This is a genomic window from Streptomyces sp. S063, assembly GCF_002832675.1.
GTDB classification, from domain to species: Bacteria; Actinomycetota; Actinomycetes; order Streptomycetales; family Streptomycetaceae; genus Streptomyces; species Streptomyces sindenensis.
Genome location: NZ_CP021707.1, coordinates 7,503,358 through 7,523,011, shown reverse-complemented (window position 1 = coordinate 7,523,011; position 19,654 = coordinate 7,503,358). Strand labels below are relative to the sequence as shown.

The 19,654-nt window shown below is 69.2% G+C and carries 16 protein-coding genes; 6 read left to right on the top strand and 10 right to left on the bottom strand.

All coding sequences use genetic code 11. The features are described 5' to 3' along the window. Window positions 1-160: 160 nt before the first annotated feature. Complete coding sequence (locus tag CCZ36_RS34155) at window positions 161-1,267, bottom strand: hypothetical protein (RefSeq protein ID WP_128819329.1); 1,107 nt, start codon at window positions 1,265-1,267, stop codon at window positions 161-163. A gap of 92 nt (window positions 1,268-1,359) precedes the next feature. Between CCZ36_RS34155 and CCZ36_RS36230 the strand changes: the two genes are divergently transcribed. From CCZ36_RS36230 to CCZ36_RS34140, 3 genes are all read left to right on the top strand, one after another. Further along, window positions 1,360-2,202: a hypothetical protein gene (locus tag CCZ36_RS36230; protein ID WP_237302798.1), complete on the top strand. Its 843-nt coding sequence runs from the start codon at window positions 1,360-1,362 to the stop codon at window positions 2,200-2,202. A gap of 570 nt (window positions 2,203-2,772) precedes the next feature. Beyond that, window positions 2,773-4,872, top strand: coding sequence for a HEAT repeat domain-containing protein (locus tag CCZ36_RS34145; protein WP_237302797.1), 2,100 nt, complete (start codon window positions 2,773-2,775; stop codon window positions 4,870-4,872). 157 nt (window positions 4,873-5,029) lie between these two features. Continuing rightward, window positions 5,030-5,245 (top strand): DUF6207 family protein, encoded by a 216-nt coding sequence (locus tag CCZ36_RS34140; RefSeq protein WP_128819327.1) that lies wholly within the window; start codon window positions 5,030-5,032, stop codon window positions 5,243-5,245. A gap of 11 nt (window positions 5,246-5,256) precedes the next feature. Here the strand turns inward: CCZ36_RS34140 and CCZ36_RS36225 are convergent, their stop codons facing one another. The 9 genes from CCZ36_RS36225 to CCZ36_RS34105 all read right to left on the bottom strand — a co-directional run bounded on the left by CCZ36_RS36225 (window position 5,257) and on the right by CCZ36_RS34105 (window position 11,926). Further along, window positions 5,257-5,505: a hypothetical protein gene (locus CCZ36_RS36225; RefSeq protein ID WP_237302796.1), complete on the bottom strand. Its 249-nt coding sequence runs from the start codon at window positions 5,503-5,505 to the stop codon at window positions 5,257-5,259. Between the two features lie 11 nt (window positions 5,506-5,516). Further along, window positions 5,517-6,038 carry a hypothetical protein gene (locus CCZ36_RS34135; RefSeq protein WP_237302795.1) on the bottom strand — a complete coding sequence of 174 codons (522 nt, stop codon included), beginning with the start codon at window positions 6,036-6,038 and terminating at the stop codon, window positions 5,517-5,519. A gap of 425 nt (window positions 6,039-6,463) precedes the next feature. Further along, window positions 6,464-6,790 (bottom strand): hypothetical protein, encoded by a 327-nt coding sequence (locus CCZ36_RS34130; RefSeq protein ID WP_128819326.1) that lies wholly within the window; start codon window positions 6,788-6,790, stop codon window positions 6,464-6,466. Window positions 6,791-7,033: 243 nt separating this feature from the next. Further along, the gene (locus CCZ36_RS34125) at window positions 7,034-7,759 is read right to left on the bottom strand and encodes an HNH endonuclease family protein (protein ID WP_237302794.1); all 726 of its coding nucleotides are present in this window, start codon (window positions 7,757-7,759) and stop codon (window positions 7,034-7,036) included. A 431-nt stretch (window positions 7,760-8,190) separates the two neighbouring features. Continuing rightward, a complete protein-coding gene (locus CCZ36_RS36220) occupies window positions 8,191-9,207 on the bottom strand; it encodes a helicase associated domain-containing protein (protein WP_237302872.1) in 1,017 nt (338 codons plus the stop codon). Beyond that, on the bottom strand, window positions 9,204-9,650 hold the full coding sequence (locus CCZ36_RS36215; protein WP_237302880.1) for a hypothetical protein: 447 nt from the start codon (window positions 9,648-9,650) through the stop codon (window positions 9,204-9,206). Before CCZ36_RS36215 ends, CCZ36_RS36220 begins: the two co-directional genes overlap by 4 nt. A 99-nt stretch (window positions 9,651-9,749) precedes the next feature. After that, window positions 9,750-10,630 (bottom strand): IS5 family transposase gene (locus CCZ36_RS34115; protein WP_128818106.1). Its coding sequence is split into 2 segments (ribosomal slippage): window positions 9,750-10,270 and window positions 10,270-10,630, totalling 882 coding nucleotides; the frame shifts between segments, so codons are not numbered across the junction. A 30-nt stretch (window positions 10,631-10,660) separates the two neighbouring features. Then, window positions 10,661-11,308 carry a DEAD/DEAH box helicase family protein gene (locus tag CCZ36_RS34110; RefSeq protein WP_237302793.1) on the bottom strand — a complete coding sequence of 216 codons (648 nt, stop codon included), beginning with the start codon at window positions 11,306-11,308 and terminating at the stop codon, window positions 10,661-10,663. Window positions 11,309-11,446: 138 nt separating this feature from the next. After that, on the bottom strand, window positions 11,447-11,926 hold the full coding sequence (locus CCZ36_RS34105; RefSeq protein WP_128819324.1) for a diadenosine tetraphosphate hydrolase: 480 nt from the start codon (window positions 11,924-11,926) through the stop codon (window positions 11,447-11,449). Between the two features lie 107 nt (window positions 11,927-12,033). On the opposite strand from CCZ36_RS34105, the gene tap reads away from it, so the two are divergent. The 3 genes from tap to CCZ36_RS34090 all read left to right on the top strand — a co-directional run bounded on the left by tap (window position 12,034) and on the right by CCZ36_RS34090 (window position 19,616). Then, the gene (gene tap, locus CCZ36_RS34100; RefSeq protein ID WP_128819323.1) at window positions 12,034-14,244 is read left to right on the top strand and encodes a telomere-associated protein Tap; all 2,211 of its coding nucleotides are present in this window, start codon (window positions 12,034-12,036) and stop codon (window positions 14,242-14,244) included. A gap of 12 nt (window positions 14,245-14,256) precedes the next feature. Further along, window positions 14,257-14,814, top strand: coding sequence for a telomere-protecting terminal protein Tpg (tpg, locus tag CCZ36_RS34095; protein ID WP_128819322.1), 558 nt, complete (start codon window positions 14,257-14,259; stop codon window positions 14,812-14,814). A gap of 1,499 nt (window positions 14,815-16,313) precedes the next feature. Beyond that, complete coding sequence (locus CCZ36_RS34090; protein ID WP_443069834.1) at window positions 16,314-19,616, top strand: LamG-like jellyroll fold domain-containing protein; 3,303 nt, start codon at window positions 16,314-16,316, stop codon at window positions 19,614-19,616. Window positions 19,617-19,654: the final 38 nt, after the last annotated feature.

Here is a 19,654-nt window from a genome sequence, read left to right as displayed (position 1 = left end):
CCTTCACGGTCAAGGCCCCTGCCCGAGAGGCAGGGGGGCGGCAGGGCGCTCTTACGCCAAGTACAGGTACTTGGCGCCCGAGACTGTTTGTATGACGTGCATCACGCTGCCGTGATCCGTTGAAGCAGGGAGGCGTAATCGGTCGTTTCCGCCTCGGCGGCTACAGGCCGATGCCCTCGGTGGCGGTGTCCTCCCAGCGTTCGCCCTCGTCGACGTACTCCCAGAAGACCGGGCTGTTGGCGGCCCAGCCGCCCTGCTTGCGGAGCTTCTCGGCGCGCTTGCCCCGCTTGCGGCCGGTGCTGACCAGGCCGCGGCGTGCGGAGTGCCCGGTGAGTTTCACGTCCAGGCCGGCGCGCTCGGCGGCCCGGGTGATGGCGAGGCGGCAGCCGTCGGGTCCCAGCCGCTGGGTGCCGAGGCGCCCCTTCTGGTCGACAGGCAGGAAGGCCGGGCCCACGGTGAGGCCGGCGGCTTCCTTCCAGGCGAGCCAGCAGCGGACCGGGCAGGTGTCGGGGTTCTCTCCGTAGGCGACCGCGACGTCGCGGGGCGGGCGGCCCTTGACGGAGGGGACGTGCACCTCCAGTCCTTCGGCGACCCGGGTGATGCCCTCGGTGTCGAGCGAGGAGACCTCCTCGGAGCGCCCGGCGATGCCGAACGCCAGCGTCGCTAGCGCCCGGTCGCGCAGCCGGGCCAGTTCGGGCAGTTCCTGGGTGCCGCGCCGGCGGCCGACGGCGGGCTGCGGGCGGGCGGCGGTCGCGGTGTTCATCGCCTTCAGGTGCGCGGGGGTGGCCGCGATCGCCTTGCCGCGGCCGCGCACGGTCCGCGCCGGGTCGACCTTCATCGGCTTGAGGGCTTCCCGGGCTGCTTTCGTCGCCTGCTTCGGGACCTCGGTGCCGTGTCGGCGGGCGGTGACCGCGACGCCGGTGATGCGGCGGTCGATGGTGCTGGGCGCGGCCTTCTTCATCTCGTCTAGCCAGACCACGAAGGCGACCAGGGTGCCCTTGGTGACCGCGGTCAGCGGCAGTGCGTGGCCGGTCTGCACGGCGAGCCAGCGGTGGAACTCGGCCCAAAGTTTCCAGTCGCGGGCGTAGGAGGTGCGGGTCTTCTTGGGCCGAGCGTCCGCCAGGTGCTCCTCGGCGCCTTGGTCGAGCGCGGCGAGCACCGCGGCGGTCGCGCTGTCGTACGCCTCGACGTCCACGGCGCTCTCCGCCCCGGCGGCCGGCAGCAGCTCCGCCTCGACGACGTCGGTGCGGTGCAGTTCCGCGGTCATCCGGTGGCCTCTCCCTGACGGGCGGTCATGTCCGTTTTACCGCCTCGGATATCGCATCTTATCCAAGCCGGTTCACCGCTACCCTCTCCGCTATGACCACCGCACCCCGCCCCCGCTTCTCCGTACACCTCGGAATCTCCGAGGCTGTGGAGGAGACTCCGTATGACGGCGTCCCCGAGCACCTCCTGGAGCCCTTGCGTCAGTGGGTGGGGACCAACTTCACCGAGCACGACCCCGACGCCACCGCGATCTGTCTGCAGCTGCGTATCGCTGTGCCGCCGAACAAGAGCGCGCGCAGCCGACTCATCACCGCTGGCGGCTGGGAACTCCTCGACCTCGTAGACACCATCCTCGGCTACACAGGCGAGCATGATTGGGACGGCCGAGATGACGACCGATCACTGGCACGGCTGCTGGACAGAGCCGGCTCCGCTTATCAGGTCAACGACCGGGGTGACGGCCTGGAGGAACGCATCACCCCAGGCGTTCGCGAAGCAGTGAGCCAAGCCGTCGCCGATGCAGAAGCCAAACCTAGCGCCGGGTCAGCAGCTGAGCACCTGTCCATCTCCTGGCGGGCCGCGTACGGTCTGCACCCGGATCCGGTCCGGGCGTACAGCGAGGCCATCAAGGCCGTCGAATGCGCGGCGCACTCGGTCATCCAGCCGAACCACGGCCGGGCCACCCTGGGCACCATGTTGGGCGAGATCAAGAACGCACGGGCGAAGTTCACCACCGCCATCTCCACTTCTCCGAACGGGGACCCGATCGCCCCGATGGAAGCGATGATGCGCGCCCTGTGGGACGGGCAGACGTCCAGGCACGGCAAACAGACCGGCACCGTGCCCGAGACGTTGGAAGCCGCGCGGGCCGGCGTGCACCTCGCGGCCGCCCTCGTGCAGTGGTTCACCTCCGGCGCCGTCGTCCGAACACCCTGAGGAGCAGTCAGTCAGCTGCCCGAGCGCCGGCGAGTCCTGTCTCGGCCCCGGCCTGTGGGGATAACCCGGCACCTCGCCGATGTACGCATGCTGAGCAGTCGAGCACCAGCTCCCTGGTGCTTGCTATGGAATCGCTGGGGCTCGGGCGCTGGCGATGTCAACGCCGGCAGTCCCAGCGGAGGGTGTGGCAGGCGGGCGGCGGTGTAGGCGTCGCCGGGGAGGGTGTGGAACGGAGAAGACCGCGGCCTGGTGCCGAGGCAGGGCCGCCTGCGGCACCGGGCCTCGGGCGACTCCGGCCGTACTCCTCGTCCCGTCACGGGGACCGGAATCTGACCCACGCGCTCCATGTCGGCACGGGCTGCCGGGCAGCCTAGCTTCCGCTCCGGGGCGACCCGAGCGCGGGAGGGCGCCCTCGTTACGGGTGAGCGCGGGGTAGGCAACGGCGATGTCAGACGGCCGAGGGGCGCGTCACCGGCGGCGGGGCGCTGACCTGCGAGGGAGCTTCGCTCCTCCAGGTTCCGCCAAAGCGACTTCCGGGTGGTGTCAGTGGTGTTCGGCATAGTGCCCCGCATGATGATCAATGAAATCGACGGCGTGGACTGGGAGTCCATGGGCCACGCCTATGGTCCGGCGAGCGATGTTCCGGGCTGGCTGAAGGGAATGGCTTCGGCGGACCCCGGTGTACGGGACGAGGCGTTCAGCAACTTCTACAGTGCGGCGCACCATCAGGGGGACGTCTATCCGTGCACGGCGGCCAGCCTGCCGTTCCTGTTCGAGATGGCCGACAGCCCCGCGACCCCTGACCGGGGCTCGGTTATCGAGTTGCTGCTCAGCATCGGGCAGGAGTGCCTGGATATGGATCCCGAAGGGGTGTACTTCACGCCGGACGGCACCGAGTCCAGAGCCCATGTGGACGCGTTGGCGGTGATAGGTGAGCGTGCCGAGGTGTTCGTCCGCTGGGTGATGGACCCGGATGAGGAGGTACGGCGGCCCGCGATCGAGTGCCTGGGCCTCTTCCTCGCCGACAGTGCACGCGCGTTGGAGGTCCTGCGCAGTCTGCTTCCCGGGAGCGGCATGGTGCAGCGGCTGTTCGTTGTGAGGGCGGTGGCTACGGTGGCGCTGCGGGATGCGGCCGTGCACGGTGCGGCCGTCGGCTGGCTGGACGCTCTGGCCGGTGACACGGCAGAAGTGCCCGAGGTGCGGCTCGCTGCTCTCGTGCAAAGGGTCCGGTGCGCTCCGGGGGAGCTCGGTGACGCTGTGGTGCCGGCGGCGGTCGGTCTGATCCGGGAGATCGCTCCGGAGGAGACCGGCGGGGATGACGATGCGCCCTGCCGGGCCGAGGTGGAGCTGGATGTGGCCGCTGGCGCGACGCCTTCCCCGGGTGTGCCGCCGCAGGTGGCCGCGGCGTTCGAGGATCTGGAGCGGCACGGCCGGGTTCACGCGCCGACGACCTCTGTGCTGGGTGCCTTGCACACGCTGCTGGGCGATCGTGTGCTTGAGCGCACCGCGTTGCTCTCCAAGCAGTTGTGCAGCGCGGACCCTGGGGTGCGCTACGACGCGATCCGTATGGCCAAGGAGTTGATCGGCCAGTGGCGTGGGGATCACTCCGGCCTGGTGGTGCTGATCGCGGGCTGTCTCCTGCCCGAGGACGCGTACACCTCCGCCGCGGCGGCGGAGGCTCTCGGAGCGCTCGTGCCGGTGAGCGAGCCGGCGCGGGAGGCCCTCGCCGCCTATGTAGAAGCGTGCCGTGCGGAACACGGGCCACGCGTGTGGGCGGCCCGGGAGCGGCTGGTCCGCCGCACTCACCAGGAAGCCGTCAGGGCGCTGGCGTGCCTGGGGGATCTGCGGGCGCTGCCCTGTGTGCTGGAGGCGCTGGACGAGGGCACCGACGCCTGGCGTGCTGTGCAGGTGGCCGGGCATCTGGGCAGGGCGGCCGGTGACCTCACGCCGAGGCTGTCGAAGCTCCTGGCGGAGGTGGACTTCTCGGATGCGTCGCAGTCGATGAGTGCCAATGCTCTGGTGTCCGCCCTGAGAGAGCTGGGTGACCCGACGGCTGCACCGGCGCTGACCACGGCCATAGTCGCAGCCGTGCGTGAGGAGCAGTGGCATACGGCCGCTTCCGCCCTGAAGGCCCTGGCCTCCTTCGGCCGTGAGGCCGCTTTCGCCCTGGATGTGGTTGGCCCGCTGGCCGACGCGCAGGACGTCACCGTCCGGGCGGCCGCGACCGCGGCACTGTGGGGACTTGAGGGCGATGCGGCCAGCGTCGTGCCGAGGCTGGTTGAGCTTCTTGACACCCACGAGAACGACGAAGCAGCCGCCGTCCTGGGGCGGATCGGGCAGGCTGCCGCACCGGCCCTGCCGCGTCTGCGGAAGATGCTGACAGCGGGCTACGAGTGGACCCGGGTCTACGCCGCGACAGCCCTGTGGGACATCGGCGGTGACGCCGAGGCGCCCGCCGTCGTGGGGACGCTCCTGACAGCGTGGGCGGAGAACGACGCGACGTCCAACCATGTCCTGGCCTGCCTGAACCGCATGGGACCGGCCGCCCGGCCGGCCCTCCCCCGGGTCCGGGAAGAGCTCACGCTCCTGCGCCGCAGTGGCCGATTCCGCAGCATCCCCCACGACGAGGAACTGCAGTCCGCCTGCCGCTCCATCACGGCCCGCGCCTGAGCAACGCCCCTGCGCAGGAAGGCCTCCAGCAGGGCCCCTCCGCCTGTCGACGGAGCCTCCTGCCCGGCGTCCGAGCCGCGCAGCACCCCCGTCCGCCGGATGGGTGAAGGGTCGCCCGGGCGCGAACCGTGTTGATCGGCTGGGCGTCAGGGACGGCATGAAGGAGATCGGCGAGCAGCACATCAGCGAGCCCGGCCTGGTGGTGCTGGACATCACCGCGGCGGACGAGGACACCCTTGGGCTGGTGGTGGCCCAGTTGGAGGAGCGGTGGGCGACGTCCGGCCCGGCCCTGGTGCGGCGGGTGCCGGGCCGGGCCGGCGTTACGAGCCGGGTGTACGCGGACATCCGCCGCACCGGGGCGCAGGATGGGTGAGAAGTGTCGGGCTACCTCGGCGGGCGGCGCCCGGTGAGGTCCTGCCACGCGTTGCGCTCGGCCGTCAGATTGGCGAGGGCTTCCTTGCGGCGGGGGTCGGTGCGGTTGCGGTCCATCACGTCCGCCCGGCTCTGCTCGGCGGTCTTCAGCGGGCCGGTGTCCTTGCGTGCTTCGGCCAGTTCTTCCCGGGCCTGAGCGAGCTGTGCCGGCAGGCCGTCGCGGAACCTCTTCTCGGCCGCTGCAGCCGCGTTGATCTTCATCTCGAAACCCCTCACCTGTCCTTCGTCGAAGATCTCGACAATCTCGTCCGGGGCTGTTGCCGGGTCCCGGCGGTGAGGAAGCCGCACCAGTTCGGGGCTGTCGTCGGCCGGGTGGATGTACAGCCACAGATCCCGCTCACTACTCGGGCCTGAAGTCCGGCGAGCGGCAGCTGCCTGCCCTCCGGGAAGATGAGGACCGCGTGCTCGTACAGGACGAGCCCGCCCAGACGTCCCCGTTCCGTGCCCCGGCCGGGATCTTCCAGCAGCGCCACCTCCCGCTTCAGCTTGCCGACGCGCTGTTCGTACTCCCCGCGTACCGAGCCGACCTTCGCGTCCGCCTCGCTGTACGCCCGGCGCTGGTCCTTGTCCACCGCGCGCAGTTCGCTGCGCGCCTGGGTAAGCAGGGCGCGCTCTTCGGCGTATGCCGTGTGGAAGGTGTGGGCCCACGTGCCGGGGAAGAGGCTGCGCCGCCAGGCCGCCCAGATCCCTGCCCCCACCATCAACAGCAGCAGCACCCTTACGGCTTCCACCATGTCCTGTCCCCCTGTCCTGTTCTCACGTGCTGGTTCTACCGTCAGCGGCCCGTCGGTGTGCCAGATCAGGCCAAAGAGATGCCTGGCGTACAGGGATGCAGGGACCCCGGTGGGGAAGGAAGCTTCCCCTGGGGCGCCCGGTGCACGGGTTCAGTAGCGGGTGACTGAGCCGGTCTGCCCCAGGGCTTGCTCCTTGGCTTCGGCGGACGGTGCTTCCCGGTCCGGGGCGGAGGAGCTGTTGGTGCGGCGTCGCTGCGGAGAGTGGGTGTCGAGGGGCCGGTGGGGCCCGGGGGCGGCGGTGAGCAGGGTCCGGATGGTGCGGACGAAAGGTGATCGCTCTGCAGCTGCTACTACGCCACAACGCTCAGGATCCCCAGCACTCACTTACGGTTCTCCGGGCGTGGCTCCGCCCGGTCGGTGTGGCGTCAGTGTTTCCTGTGGCTCGGCCATCCGTAGCGGTAACGCACCCACCAGAGCGATACGGGAGGGAGAGCGGCGTTGGCTGCCAGCGTGATCCAGAGGCCCCTGTCCCAGGCGTACCGGATGGACAGGAAGGGGATGCTGGCCGCCGTCGCAGCTATCCCCAGGAAAAGGGCTGTCTCGCAGGCAGCGCGCGCACGGGCCCAACGGGTGCGCTTGATGAACATCAGGCGCAGCGCGAAGCCGACTGTCACCACTGTGAGGACCCCCGCTGCTGTCGTCGTTCCAAGGGCCAGCTGGGCGTCCTCCAGGCGGTTCCACTGCGGTGTCATGTGCCAAGGCTGCCCCTGCCCCTGGCCGTGAACATCCGCAGAGGTACTCAACGTTTCTGAACGGATGGGCGTGGCCCGGCCGGTCGACGTGCGAGGGCGCCCGGCCGGGCTCCGCCCGTCATGATCCGGCATCTGCCCCGGGGTGTGTGGGCGGCGCAGCGGGGTCCGGGGCCGAACGAGTGGGACGCCGTGGGGCGGCGGAGCGGCTTGGGGTGAGGGTGGCCGCGGTGCGCGTGTGCGGTGTCAGGGGGCGGGTTCGTACTCGACGACGGTGTCGGGGCACTGGCCGGCGAGGTTGAGCAGGGCGGTGCGTTCGGCGTTGTCCGCGTTGAGCTGCCAGCGGAGCTTGGTCGCGGTCCAGTCGGCTGCGTAGGTGCAGTGGGCGTCGGTGGCCGGGGGGAGCCAGTCGGCGGGGTCCTTGTCGCCCTTGGAGCGGTTGGTCTTGGCGGTGACCGCGATCAGGGAGCGGGGTGCGGTGAGGTCGTTGGCGTATGCCTGGCGGCGCTCGTCGCTCCAGGCGTGGGCGCCGCTGTCCCATGCTTCGGCGAGGGGGACCATGTGGTCGATGTCCAGGCGCTTGGCGTCGGTGACCTCGACGCCATCGTAGGGGGATATCCACGCTCCGCCGGTGAGGGTGCAGCGTTCGCCTTGTTCGGGTTTCGTGGTGGCTTCTTCGATGAGGACTTCGGCGCGGGTGGGGCACCCGTCTTGGTCTTCGTCGGTCCAGTGCTTGAAGGTGTCGCGTTCGTATCCGTCGCGCTTTTCGTCGCCCTTCGGGATCTTCGCGATGGCGTCGGTGAGGTTGAGGGCGCCTTCCGGGGGTCCGCCTGCGGCTCCGGGCGGGGCGGTGGATGTCGTGGGAGCCGGATCGGGCTGCTTGGCATCGTCGTCCGGGGTCTGCGGGTTGCACGCGGCCAGCGACAGGGCGAGCAGGGCGGCAGCCAGCGGAAGAAGGGGGCGGTGGGTCACTCGGGCTCCCGGGGTGAGGCGGTGGGGTTGCCTCATGTTCCCAGGAGTGCAGCGCCTTGTGACAGGCGGTCATATGTGCTGGCGGTCCGCCGGGGATCGGATGCCGAGGCGGGGGTGCCCGCGCGGGGGGGGGGGGGGGGGGGGGGTGGGGTGGGTGTCGGGGAGGGGCAGGTTATGCCAGGGCGGCCGGGGTGGGGTCGGGGGCGCACCAGTCTCCGTCGAAGAGGGCGGCGATGAGGGCTTGGTGGTTGGCGGGGAGTTGGCCTTCGCGGTGTTTGGTGCGGGTCTTGGCGAACCAGGGGCCGATCTGGATGGTGTCGCCGTCGACGCGGAGGGTTTCGCGGGCGGTGGGGCGCGGCCGTGGCGGTGGAGGAAGAGTTCCAGGAGTTGCACGGTCTGGGCGAAGGTGCGGCGGGTGCGGCGTGCGGGTGTCAGGGGGCTGGTGGCGGGGGTGAGGTCGAGGGCGGTGAGCAGGTCGCGCTGGCCGGGGTTGAGGGTGGTCCAGCGGGTGAGCTGGCGGGTGAGCCAGGAGGTGATGTTGACCCCGGCGATGCGGGTGTCTGCGGTGAGGGCTGTGGGGTCGTTGCCTGCTTGAAGGTGGGTGCGCAGGAGGTGGTACTTGCGGTGCCAGTCCGGACCGTATGGCAGGCGCCAGTGCGGGTCGATGGCGGTGAGGGCGTCGGCGCGGGCGGGGCGAGCTGGCCGGTGGCGTCGAGATGTCGTTGTTCGGCGAGCCAGGCGCCGAGCGGGGTGGTGGCGGGGGCGGCGAGGTGGCCGTGGGTGCGGTGCTGGTCGGCGGCCGCGGTGAGGTGGGAGCGCCAGGCGGCGTCGTGCTTGTCCCAGATCATGTCCAGGGCATCGAGCTCGGCGATCCAGTCCGCCTCCAGGCGGCCGGCTTTGCGGGCGTCGCGCATGGTGGTGATGAAGGTGCCCAGGGTGTGGCCGGTGGGGTCGGTGTAGTCGGCGGGGACGTCGAGGTGGCCGTGCTGGTCGTGGTAGGCCTGGGCGGCGGCGAGGCCGAGGCGGCGGGAGCGGGATGTGGTCGGGTCGCGGGGGTCGAAGGAGACGAGGTCCATGGCCTGGGCGATGCGTTCGGGGTGGACGGTGAAGTCGAAGTGCCAGCGGCGTTCGATGACGTCGCTGGTCTCCTTGGGCAGGCGGTTGGCCTTGTCGGGCAGGCGTTCCAGGATGCGGTGGTCGTGGCTGGCCAGGGCGGAGGCGATCGCCCAGACCGGTTCGTAGGCGGTGCCGAGGATGTCTTCGGGGCTGGCGTCGGGCGGGAGGCAGACGGGGACGATCAGGCTGGCGGTCTTGCCGGAGACGTCCAGGCGCAGGGCGCGGCCCAGGGCCTGGACGCAGCGGATGACGCTGCGGGTGGGGTCGGCGAAGACGACGGCGTCCACGCTGGGGATGTCGACGCCTTCGGCGACCAGGCGTGCGTTGGTCAGGATCGCGGTGTGGGCGCGGGCGAAGCGGGTGAAGGTCTCCTCGCGCCGTTGGGGGTGTCCTCGCCGTGGACGAACAGCGTCTCCGGCAAGGTGGCGGGGACGAGGTGGGGGGCCGTGCGGGCGAGTTGGCGCAGGGTGTCGGGCAGTTCGCGGGCGAAGAGGCGGGCGTCGGAGGTGAGGTTGAAGTAGACGAGCACCTTCTTCAGGCCGTGGTCGGCCATGGCGCGCAGCACGGCCAGGTGCAGGGCGGTGGTGCGCAGGGCCTGGTCCGGTCCCTCGCCCTCGCCGTCGGGGTCGGGTGCGGGGAGGTTGATGCGGCGGCGCAGGTCGTCGTCGGTGAGGGTGGGCACCACGATGCGGTAGTCCGGTGCCCGGCCGTCCTCGATCGCCTGGGCCAGCGGATATTCGAAGATCTTTTTGCCGTAGACCTGTTCGTTGTTCATGGAGTTGGCGAACAGGTCGGCCGCCGGGCCCGGGAGGTTGGGGGTGTGGCGGCGGGGGCGGGTGGTGTCGGCGGACTCGGCTAGGGGGTGTCCGGCGGATCATGGCCGGAGCCATAAGCGGATCGCCGCGGTGGTGACTGTGCCGTGGAAGACGTAGGCCCTCTTGTCGTAGCGGGTGGCGACGGCCCGGGAGTTCTTGAGCCGGTTGATCGTCCGCTCGACCTCGTTGCGGCGTTTGTAGATCTCGCTGTCGAAGCCGGTGGGCCGGCCGCCCTTGCTGCCGCGCCGTTTGCGGTTGCCCCGCTGGTCCTTCGGTTCGGGAATGGTGTGCTTGATCTGGCGTCTACGCAGGTAGCGCCGGTTCCGACGTGAGCTGTATGCCTTGTCGCCGCCCAGGTGGTCCGGCCGCGTGCGGGGGCGACCGCCCTGCGGACGGGGAACGCGGATGCGTTCGAGGACCTCGATCATCTGCGGAGCGTCGCCCCACTGGCCGGGCGTGACCAGGAAGGCCATCGGTCGGCACCCACCCTCACCGGCGAGATGGATCTTGCAGGTCAGACCGCCCCGGGACCGTCCGAGTCCTTCATCGGGGCGGTGGTGCCGGGGCGTTGTCCTTTTTTCGGGACACGCGGCGTCTTCTTTCGGGCCCCTGCCGCGTGCTGATGGGCACGGCAGGACGTCGAATCGACGCTGACCATGCTCCAGTCGATCCGGCCCGCGAGGTCAGTGTCCGCCTGGACAGCACGCAGGATCCGGTCCCACGTACCGTCCGCCGACCAACGTCGGTGCCGTTCATAGACGGTCTTCCAACTGCCGAAACGCTCCGGAAGATCCCGCCAGGGTATGCCCGTCCGCACCCGGAACAAGATCCCGTTGATCACCCTGCGGTGATCGCTCCACCGGCCGCCACGCTGCCCCGACGCCGGCAAGTACGGCTCCAGCCGGACCCACTCGGCATTCGTCAGATCACCCCGCCCCATGCCGGGAACAACGAGCCAGCAATCCGACAGTCACATGATCCGCCGGACACTGCCTAGGTCGGGGGCGGCGAAGATGCGGGGGGTGGCGGTCATGTAGAGGCGTCGGTCGGCTCGGATGCGCTGATTGTCGTGGACGGCGGCCCACTTCTTGTCCGGGCGTCCGGCGATGCGGTGTGCCTCGTCCATGATCGCCAGGTCGAATGGCGGCACCGCGTATGCGGTGTTGCGGGTTTCCTGGATTTTGTCGAGTGAGTCGTAGGTGCAGATCAGTGTCAGGGCCGGGATCTGGTCCTCCCTCTCCCCCACGACCGACATGAGGGCGGCCAGGGTGACGGGGTCGCTGCTGGACATGATGTGGGCGGCGACCAGGGTGTCGCGGCCGGCGGCGTCCATGGAGGAGACGATGACCATGTGCTCGGTGTGGCCGTCGCGCCGCCATGCCAGTGCGGTCTGGGCGGCCAGGTCGAGGGTGGGCACGACGAACAGGACCAGGCGCGCCTGGAGTTCGTCGGCCACGCGGATCGAGACCAGGGTCTTGCCCGTTCCGGTCGCCGCGACGTATAGCCCTCGTGTCCCGGGGCGCCGCAGATGCCGCGTCAGCCGGTTCACCGCTTCCACCTGGTCGGGGAACAGCGCCCGCTTCTCCGGCAGGCCGGGGGTGGCGGCAGCCACGGTCATACAGCTCTCCTGGGGGTGGCGCGGGTAGCGGGTGACGGCCTGCGGGCGGTGTCACGGCAAGTCTCTGCGAACACGCGGCGATCCATCTGGGCCAGGGCTGTGTGTCGTGCCGCCGTCATGGTGTCTCCAGGCTCAGGCTCAGGGCATCGAGCGCAGTTGGTCCAGTTCGTTGCTGATCTCATCGCGCAGCGCGTCATGCTGCGGACCGAGCTTGAACTGCTCGGCGGTCCACCGTTCCTGCGGATAAAGCCACACCGGCCTGCTCACCACGTCGGACGGTTCCCACTCGAACCGCGGCCAGACGTGCGCGTGCAGGAAGGGATCGGTGTTGCCCAGGATCTCCAGGTTGACCCGTCGGAACGCTGGATCCATCCGTCGGCAGACACTCTCGACCGCCTCGCCGAGGTGGTCCATGTCGGACAGGAACGACAGCCGTTTCGGCCTCGGCAGGTCAGACAGTCGCTGCACATCCGGCTCGTCCACCAGGAGAACCGAGTAGCCAGGCAGGAACTGGACGTCCCCGATCACCGCAAACCCCGCCGCCAACCGTCTCAGCACGGTCGGGTTATCCCCCTTCAGCGCAGCGCCGATCCGGTCCGACCGCCAGTCACCCGTCATGGCCAGAACCTACACGCCAGGGTTAGTACGCGCAAAGTACGTCATTCGAACGGTAGTTGTACTGTGTATGTGCGTTTCGCGGGTATAGTGGGTGGCGGAGGTTCACCATGTCCGAGCTGTTCGATGCCATTGACGCGCTCGTCGCGTCCCGGTCGCCGCTGCCCCCGCCCGCCGAGCGCAAGCGCCTGCGGCAGGCCCACGGGCTCACCCTCGAAGAGGTGGCCACCACCCTGGACGTGCGGCGGGCCACCGTGGGCGCGTGGGAGTCGGGCAGGACCGAACCCCGCCCGCCCCAGCGGGAGCCCTACGCCCACCTGCTGAAGCAGCTCGCCCGCCTCTACCCCTCCCCCACGGCCGCCGAGGGCGGCACCCCGGCTGCCACGGCACCCCCCGCCGTCGTCGAGGTAGCGCCTTCCGCGCCTGTGGTGGCGGTGGCCGCCCCCGTACTGGCCTCTCCCGTACCGGCTCCTGCGGCCACACCGCCGTCGCCGACTGCCGCCCCGCGCCCGGCACGCGGCTCACGCCGCCCCGGCGCGCCCCGGGCCGCTGCCGCCAGCTCCCCCGCGCCCGCAGGGTCTGGCGTATACGCCCACGGTCCGCTGCTCGTGCTGGACGCCGATGACGAGCGGCAGGTGACCGGGTTCGGCACCGGCGGCCTGCTCCTGGACGTGCCTGCGGGGTCCCTGCCTTCCCTGGTGGAATGGGCGCTGGCTGAGGCGCGGGTGGGGGCGGAGAAGCTGCACGCGTCGGGCAAGGACGCCGACCCACTGCTGGTCCTGACCGCAGCGGCGTGCGAGCGCTACGGCCTGCCCGCTGCGCTGTCGGATACGGAGCGGTCGGCCGGGCGGCTCCCGGAGGGCCACCAGGTCATCAAGCTGCTGGAGCGGGCGGGGTGGAAGCTGACCCGGCGCGGGCTGGGCCCGTGGGCAAGGATCTACCGCCCTGTCACCGGTGGGCGGCGCCAGTGTGTTCAGCTGTGCATCCCCTCCTGGAACGCTCTGGACGACCGCGCCTGGGGGCATGCCGCCAAGCTGGAGCCGGCGGAGCTGGCCCGTGTGCTGGGGGTGTACGCGCAGCGGGTGATGACACCGGTCGGGTCCACGGCGGTGAGCGGGCTGGAGCTGATGACCGCGCTCAACCCGCCCACCCGCGCCAGTGAGCCGGACCAGGACGGCAAGCGGCACTCCGAGCACCGGCCCGGCTCCCTGGGCACCCAGGCCCTCGATCCCGCGCCGTGCGAGGCGATCGACGGGCACCCCGTCCTGGCCCACCTGCCCCGCTTCCACATTCGCGGGCCCGAGGAGCGGTTGTTCGAGGAGGCCTACGACTGGGCGCGGGACCTGACCGACGCGGAGTGCATGCAGTCCCATCTGGTCGGCATCGACGTGAACCTGGCGTTCGGTGCGGCCGCCAACGGCGCCGTCGTCGGCCTGGACGCACCGCCCGAGCACGTCACCGGCCCGGTCTTCGACCCGGCGGTGCCCGGCTCGTGGCTGGTGGACCTCTCCCACGTCGACCTCAGCCGGGTGAAGGTCGCAAAGCAGTGGCGCGACCTTGAAGGCGGTCTGCTGCCCAGCCCGTTCACCCCGACCGGCGAACAGCCCGAGGGCCCGGCCTGGTACGCGACGCCGACCGTGGCGTACGCCGTCGAGCTCGGCTACGACGTCACCCCTGTTGAGGCGTGGGTGCGGCCTCGGAGCGGGCGGTTCCTGGACGGCTGGTACAAGCGGCTGCGCGACGCCTACGTCGCCACCATGGCCGACCTCGGTGTGGCGGAGAAACTCTCCCCGGGCGGCTTCCTGGCGGCGATGGACGGATACAAGGGGCGGGATCCTGAGCTGGGGATCGTGGTGGACGCGGTGAAGATGACCGTCAAGGGCGGCATCGGCAAGCTGCAGGAGAAGGCCCGCGGCGGCGGGTGGGTGCCGGGGCAGGCGTGGCCCGCGCTGGCCCGGCCGACGTGGCGCCCCGACATCCGCGCCGCTGTCATCTCCCGCGCCCGGATCAACATGCACCGCAAGATGATCGCCCTCGCCGCCGCCACCGGCCGCTACCCGGTCGCGGTCCTCTCCGACTGCGCCGTCTACACCGCGAACGGCCCCAGCCCCCTGGACGTCCTGCCCTACGACGCGGACGGCAAGACCGTGCCCGGCAGCTTCCGCCTCGGGGTCTCCCCCGGCATGGTCAAGCACGAAGGCACCCAGGACGTCCTGTGGGGTGTCGGAGTGCTGGAGCAGCTCGGCGCAGAGGGCAAGGTCGCCAACCTCGCCCGGTACATCAAGACCGGTGAGGTCATCGCCCGGGACACCGGGGAATAGGGAGCGCGGCGGATGGTCACCGTTGAGGAAGAGCTCGGCCGGGCCGTACAGCAGGCGTTCACGCGCCCGGTGCCCAAGTCCGCCGGAGCCCAGATGCGTTACCTGGTGCGCCGGCACCGGGGCAGCACCCAGCACGTCGCCGACCTGCTCGGCATCAGCCGGCGCACGGTGGAACGGTATGTGAAGGGCCGGATCAAGCACCCCCGCCCGCACCTGGCCACCCGGCTGGAAAGGGAGGTCCGCACGCGGTGGCAGCCGCAGGTCAGAGCCCGGGCCCGGCAGAAAGCAGCCAGCACCGACGGCATCATGATCGACGTCCAGGCCCGCTTCGGCTACACCGCCGCCGCCGGGTCCACCGACCAGTCCCGCATCCGCCACCTCACGCTCGCCCTCCCACCCCACCACGCCGCCCGCCTCCTCGACGCCCAGACCGCCGGAGCGGACGAGGACCAGCTGCTCCAACTCACCGCCGAAGCCCTCGGAGAAACCTACTTCCGCGACAACGGCCGCCGCGCGCACGGCCTGGAAGTCGAACTCACCGACCTCCTCGACCTCCAGTTCCGGCTCTAAACACAGGGTCTCCCGAGAGCGTTGCGCGAGCGCCGCCCCGCGCGGACCTGACGGCGACGGTGCCTGTCGGCTTCCAGGGCGGTCGGGTCTGCGGAGGCCTTGCCTTGAGACGGACAACGCCCTGCCGCTTCCATGACAAAGCGGGGGTTTCTCGGCGCCATGTGCCGTTCCCTCTACGCGCCCTGCCTTCGACGCCAGCTCCCGGCATCGGCTTCGAGGCAGGAGTCCTTCAGTAAGCCTGTGCACCAGCTTTCGCTGGTCAAAGACGGCTGCCCGACGGTCAGAGATCTTGGGCAGCCGTGTTGGTGACCGCTCCCTGACAGTGTTCGACCTCAGGCTGCGCTTGCTGCAAGGTGAGCTGGTTCACAGACCGCATGTCGGGTTTCCGCCGCTTAGGGACTCACGAACCCTCTAGATATTCACACAGGATCTTCATAGAGTCCCGCTGGGCTCCTCATCCTCGAGGATCTGCTTCTTCTTCGAGTGGGGTGGGGATTGTGTGGAGGCGTCTGCGTGCTCGTGGTGCAACATCGCTGGTAGTAGTCGGAGTCGGAGTGGCCTTGTTGACTGGGCCAGCTCCCCAGGCGATGGCTGGACCGGCTGAGGAGGGGGCTGCCGCTGCCGAGGTTGCCAGTAATGGCAAACCTGATCTGGAAGCTGCTCAGATGTCCGCAAAACAGACCGGTCGCCCGGTTGAGGTGACATCGATGCGCGGTGAAAGCACTGATGTCTTTGCGACGCCTGAGGGCAATCTGGAAGCGCGGGAGTACCTGCGGCCGATCCGGACCCGTGTGAAGGGCGTGTGGCAGCCCGTCGAGACTGACCTGGTCCGCTCAGCGGACGGCAGTGTTACGCCCAAAGCGGCAACGGTCGGCCTGTCGTTCTCCGGAGGCGGCAGTGAGCCCTTGGTCCGGATAGCCAAGGCAGGCAGGGAGCTTGCGCTTTCCTGGCCAAGTGAGTTGCCGGAGCCTGAACTCGATGGGCCCCGGGCTACCTATCGCGATGTGTTGCCGGACGTCGACCTGCGCATGGAGGCACAGGAGGATGGCTTTACCCAGCTGCTGGTGGTCAACTCCGCGGAGGCTGCGGCGAACGAGAAACTTTCCGAGCTGCGCTTGAAGCTGGCTGCCGATGGCATGCAGGTAAAAGAGATCGCTTCGGGCGGTCTTGAGGCGATCGACAACGGTGCTCAGGGCACGGTGTTCGAGGCACCCCAGCCCGTGATGTGGGACTCAAGCACTCCCGCCTCCAGTGCTCCAGCCAACTCAGCAGCTTCAGCCCAATCGTTGCCAGGAACCAAGACGCTGCTCGCCAGCGAGGAGGTCGGCGACCCGGCTCCGACGGAGTCGGGAAAGCTGGCCCCGGTCGGGGTGACCCTTCCGGAGCATGGCAAGGAGTTGGTGTTGACTCCCGACGCCGAAGTGCTGCGGGGCAAGGACACTACTTACCCGGTCTTCATCGACCCTCAGTGGTACGCACCCAAGGCCACCGCGTGGACGATGGCCTCGAAGTACTGGGCGTCATCACCGCAATGGAAGTTCAATGGCGAGTCCACCGCCGGCATGGGCTACTGCGGGTGGAGTTACTGCGCACCGCATGACACCAAGCGGTTGATGTACCGGATTTCAACATCGCTCTTCGCAGGCAAGTCGATCCTGTCAGCGACGTTCGTCGTGCGGAGCACCTGGGCCGCGTCCTGCTCGGCCAGGGAGGTCGAGTTGTGGCGGACCAAGGACATCTCGTCATCGACGACCTGGAACTCGCAGAACGCATCCGGGTTCTGGATCAAGCAGATTGCCTCGGAGTCATTCGCGTACGGCTACGACGGCTGTTCGGCGAAGGATGCCGAGTTCAACGTGAGGTCGGCGGTGCAGGAGGCTGCGAACAGCAAGTCGTCGACGATGACGTTCGGGTTGCGTGCCGCAAACGAGTCGGACCGCTACGCCTGGAAGAGGTTCTCCGACAAGGCGCACCTGAGGGTCATCTACAACAGGCCGCCGCCTCAGGTGAAGATGTCGCAGCTCGTCATGGAGTACGGCGGGGTCTGCAAACGCCCTGACAATGCCGCGCGAGCACGCACGCTCGGAAGGATCCACATCAACAACGTCACGGACCCGGACGGCGACAACATCGCCGTTGAGGTCCAGGCTGCGTGGGACGCGGGGGACGGCAAGGGATCGATCGTGCGGTGGAAGTCGAAACGGACCGGCTTCGCCAGGTCGGGGGCGAGCTTCAACATGAGCCTCCCCTCCACGATTCCGCAGAACAAGACGGTTAGCTGGCATGTCCGCTCCCTCGACGGAGTACCCGGATCGGAGCTCGGCGGGCAGTACTCGCCCTGGTCCTCCGCAGGAGACGCTACGGCGTGCTACTTCGTCTACGACAAGACCGTCCCGGCGGCGCCGAGCATCGTTTCCGGTGAGTACCCCGCGTCCCGCCCCGAGGACCCGAACGATCCGTGGCTCGACGGCGTGGGCCAGTACGGCACGTTCACCTTCGACACGTCATCGAGTGACGTGACCCGCTACTGGTACGGGATCAACAACGATCCGACCTCGGCCCGGCAGCTCACCACGACCGGGGGTGCGGCCAAGGACATGCAACTCCTTCCCTCCAAGCCGGGGCTCAACTTCGTCACCGCCCAGGCCTTCGACGCTGCGGGCAATGGCTCGGAAATTCGTACGTACCAGTTCCGGGTAAAGGCCGGCCAGCCAGAACGCGCAACGTGGCAACTCGACGAACCTTCCGGTGCCGCCCAGGCGGACGGGTGGACCCCGCCCAGGACACTTGGCCTCCAGGGCGGAGCCGTCACCGGGGCACCGGGAACGAAGGGCACCGCACTCGAACTGAACGGTGTCGATGCCTACGCCTCCTCCGACCTCTCGGTGATCGACACGACACGGGGCTTCACTGTCTCTTCGTGGGTGAACCTGTCCCGGCTGCCTTCCAGCGCAGCGATCGTGGCCGCCCAGCCGGGTAATCACAGCCCCAGCTTCGAGCTGTACTACTCCGCCAGCCTGAACCGGTGGGTGTTCAACCAGTACTCGGCCGACACCGCCGATGCCACACCGATCCGGGCCATGGCGGCCCAGCCCGGCGGGGTAACGGCAGGCACCTGGACACACCTGGTCGGAACGTATGACGGCGTCGCCAAGAAGCTCAGCCTGTTCGTCAACGGCAAGCTCACCGGTGAAGCGTCCGTGTCCAGCCCGTGGAATGCCCGGCGGGGCCTGCATATCGGCGCCGGCAGCTACAGCGGCGTGACGAAGGCGTTCTTCCCCGGCACGGTCGACGAACTACAGATCTTCGACAAAGTGATATCCCAGCCGGAGGTCAACAAGCTGTACCTCAAGCAGACCGTAGGTGATCCGGGCCGCCCCGCCGTGGCAGTCTTCGAGCTCGACGAGGAGCCCGGCTCGAAGGAGATCCGCGGTCACGGCGGCGTCCTGCCGGCCAAGTACAACGGCGGTGTCACCACCGGTGTCCCGGGTATCGCCAGCAAGGCTGCCCAGTTCAACGGAACCACCGGTTACGCCAAGATCGGCCAGACCAGCGGGCCGCACGTGAACACCTCACGCAGCTTCAGTGTGAGCGCCTGGGCCAAGCTGAACACCACGAAACCCACAAAGGCCGCGGTCATCGCCTCGCAGACCGGCAACTACGCTCCCGGCTTCGAGTTGTACTACTCGGCCACACACGACCGGTGGGCGTTCAACCAGTACTCAGCCGACACCGCCGATGCCACACCGGTCCGGACCATGCAGCCGGACGGCTCCAGCGCACGGGCAGGTGAATGGGCCCATCTCACCGGTGTTCACGACACCGTCGCCAAAACCCTGACGCTCTACGTGAACGGGCAGAAGGCCCAGTCCGTCACCCTCGGCGACGCGTTCTACGCGAGCCAGTCGATGCTGATCGGCGCCGGGGCATCAGGCACGGCCGTCAGAAGCTTCTTCCCGGGGACGATCGATGACGTCCGTCTCTTCGAGCGGCCCGTATCGGCGGAGGAAGTCCAGCAGATCTTCCGCCAGCGCCCCCTGGTCAAAAGCCGCTGGAACTTCGAGGAGACGACTGCCGGCTCCCCGGTGACCACCCCAGACTCCTCCCAGGAACGGAACCGTCTGAGCCTGTACGGGGCACCGCAACTGGGGATGGGCATGGTGGACAACAGCAGTCTCCAGCTCAACGGCACGGACACCTATGCCGCGACGGCGACCATGCCGGTCGACACCAGTACCAGTTTCACGATGACGGCCTGGGCTCAGGCGGCCGCTGTGCCGGACCACGACATGGCGGTCCTCAGCGCCGGCGGCGCATCCCGTAGCGCCCTCGAGGTCCGCTTCCACCCCGATCCTTCCGACCCGGAGGGGAAGGGCCGCTGGGAGCTCACAGTCGCCGACAAGGACGCCGCGGGATCCGCGGTTAAGCAGGTGCCCAATACCGAGTTCTCGGATGTCCGGGACTGGAATCACCTTGCCGTGGTCTACGACGGGTTCAGCAAGGAAGCCAGTCTCTATGTCAACGGCATCCTTCAGGAGGTCGCCTGCCAAGACGCCGATGGTGACGGAGCTGCGGACGAGAGCGGCTGCCAGGACCTTGTGGCCTGGGCATCGGACGTACTGACCTTCAAAGCCTCCAAGTCGCTGCAGGTGGGACGCGCCCAGGGAGACAGCCCCGGGCAGTACTTCGCAGGGGCGATCGACGACGTCTGGACCTTCCAGGGCGCCCTGAATGACAGCCAGATCGGTGAGCTCTACCGGGCCTGGTTCGACACACCCACGGAAGTACCCGCCGGCAGCTGACCGGCACGCCCTGGGGTGAGTCCGGCCCACTGGCCGGA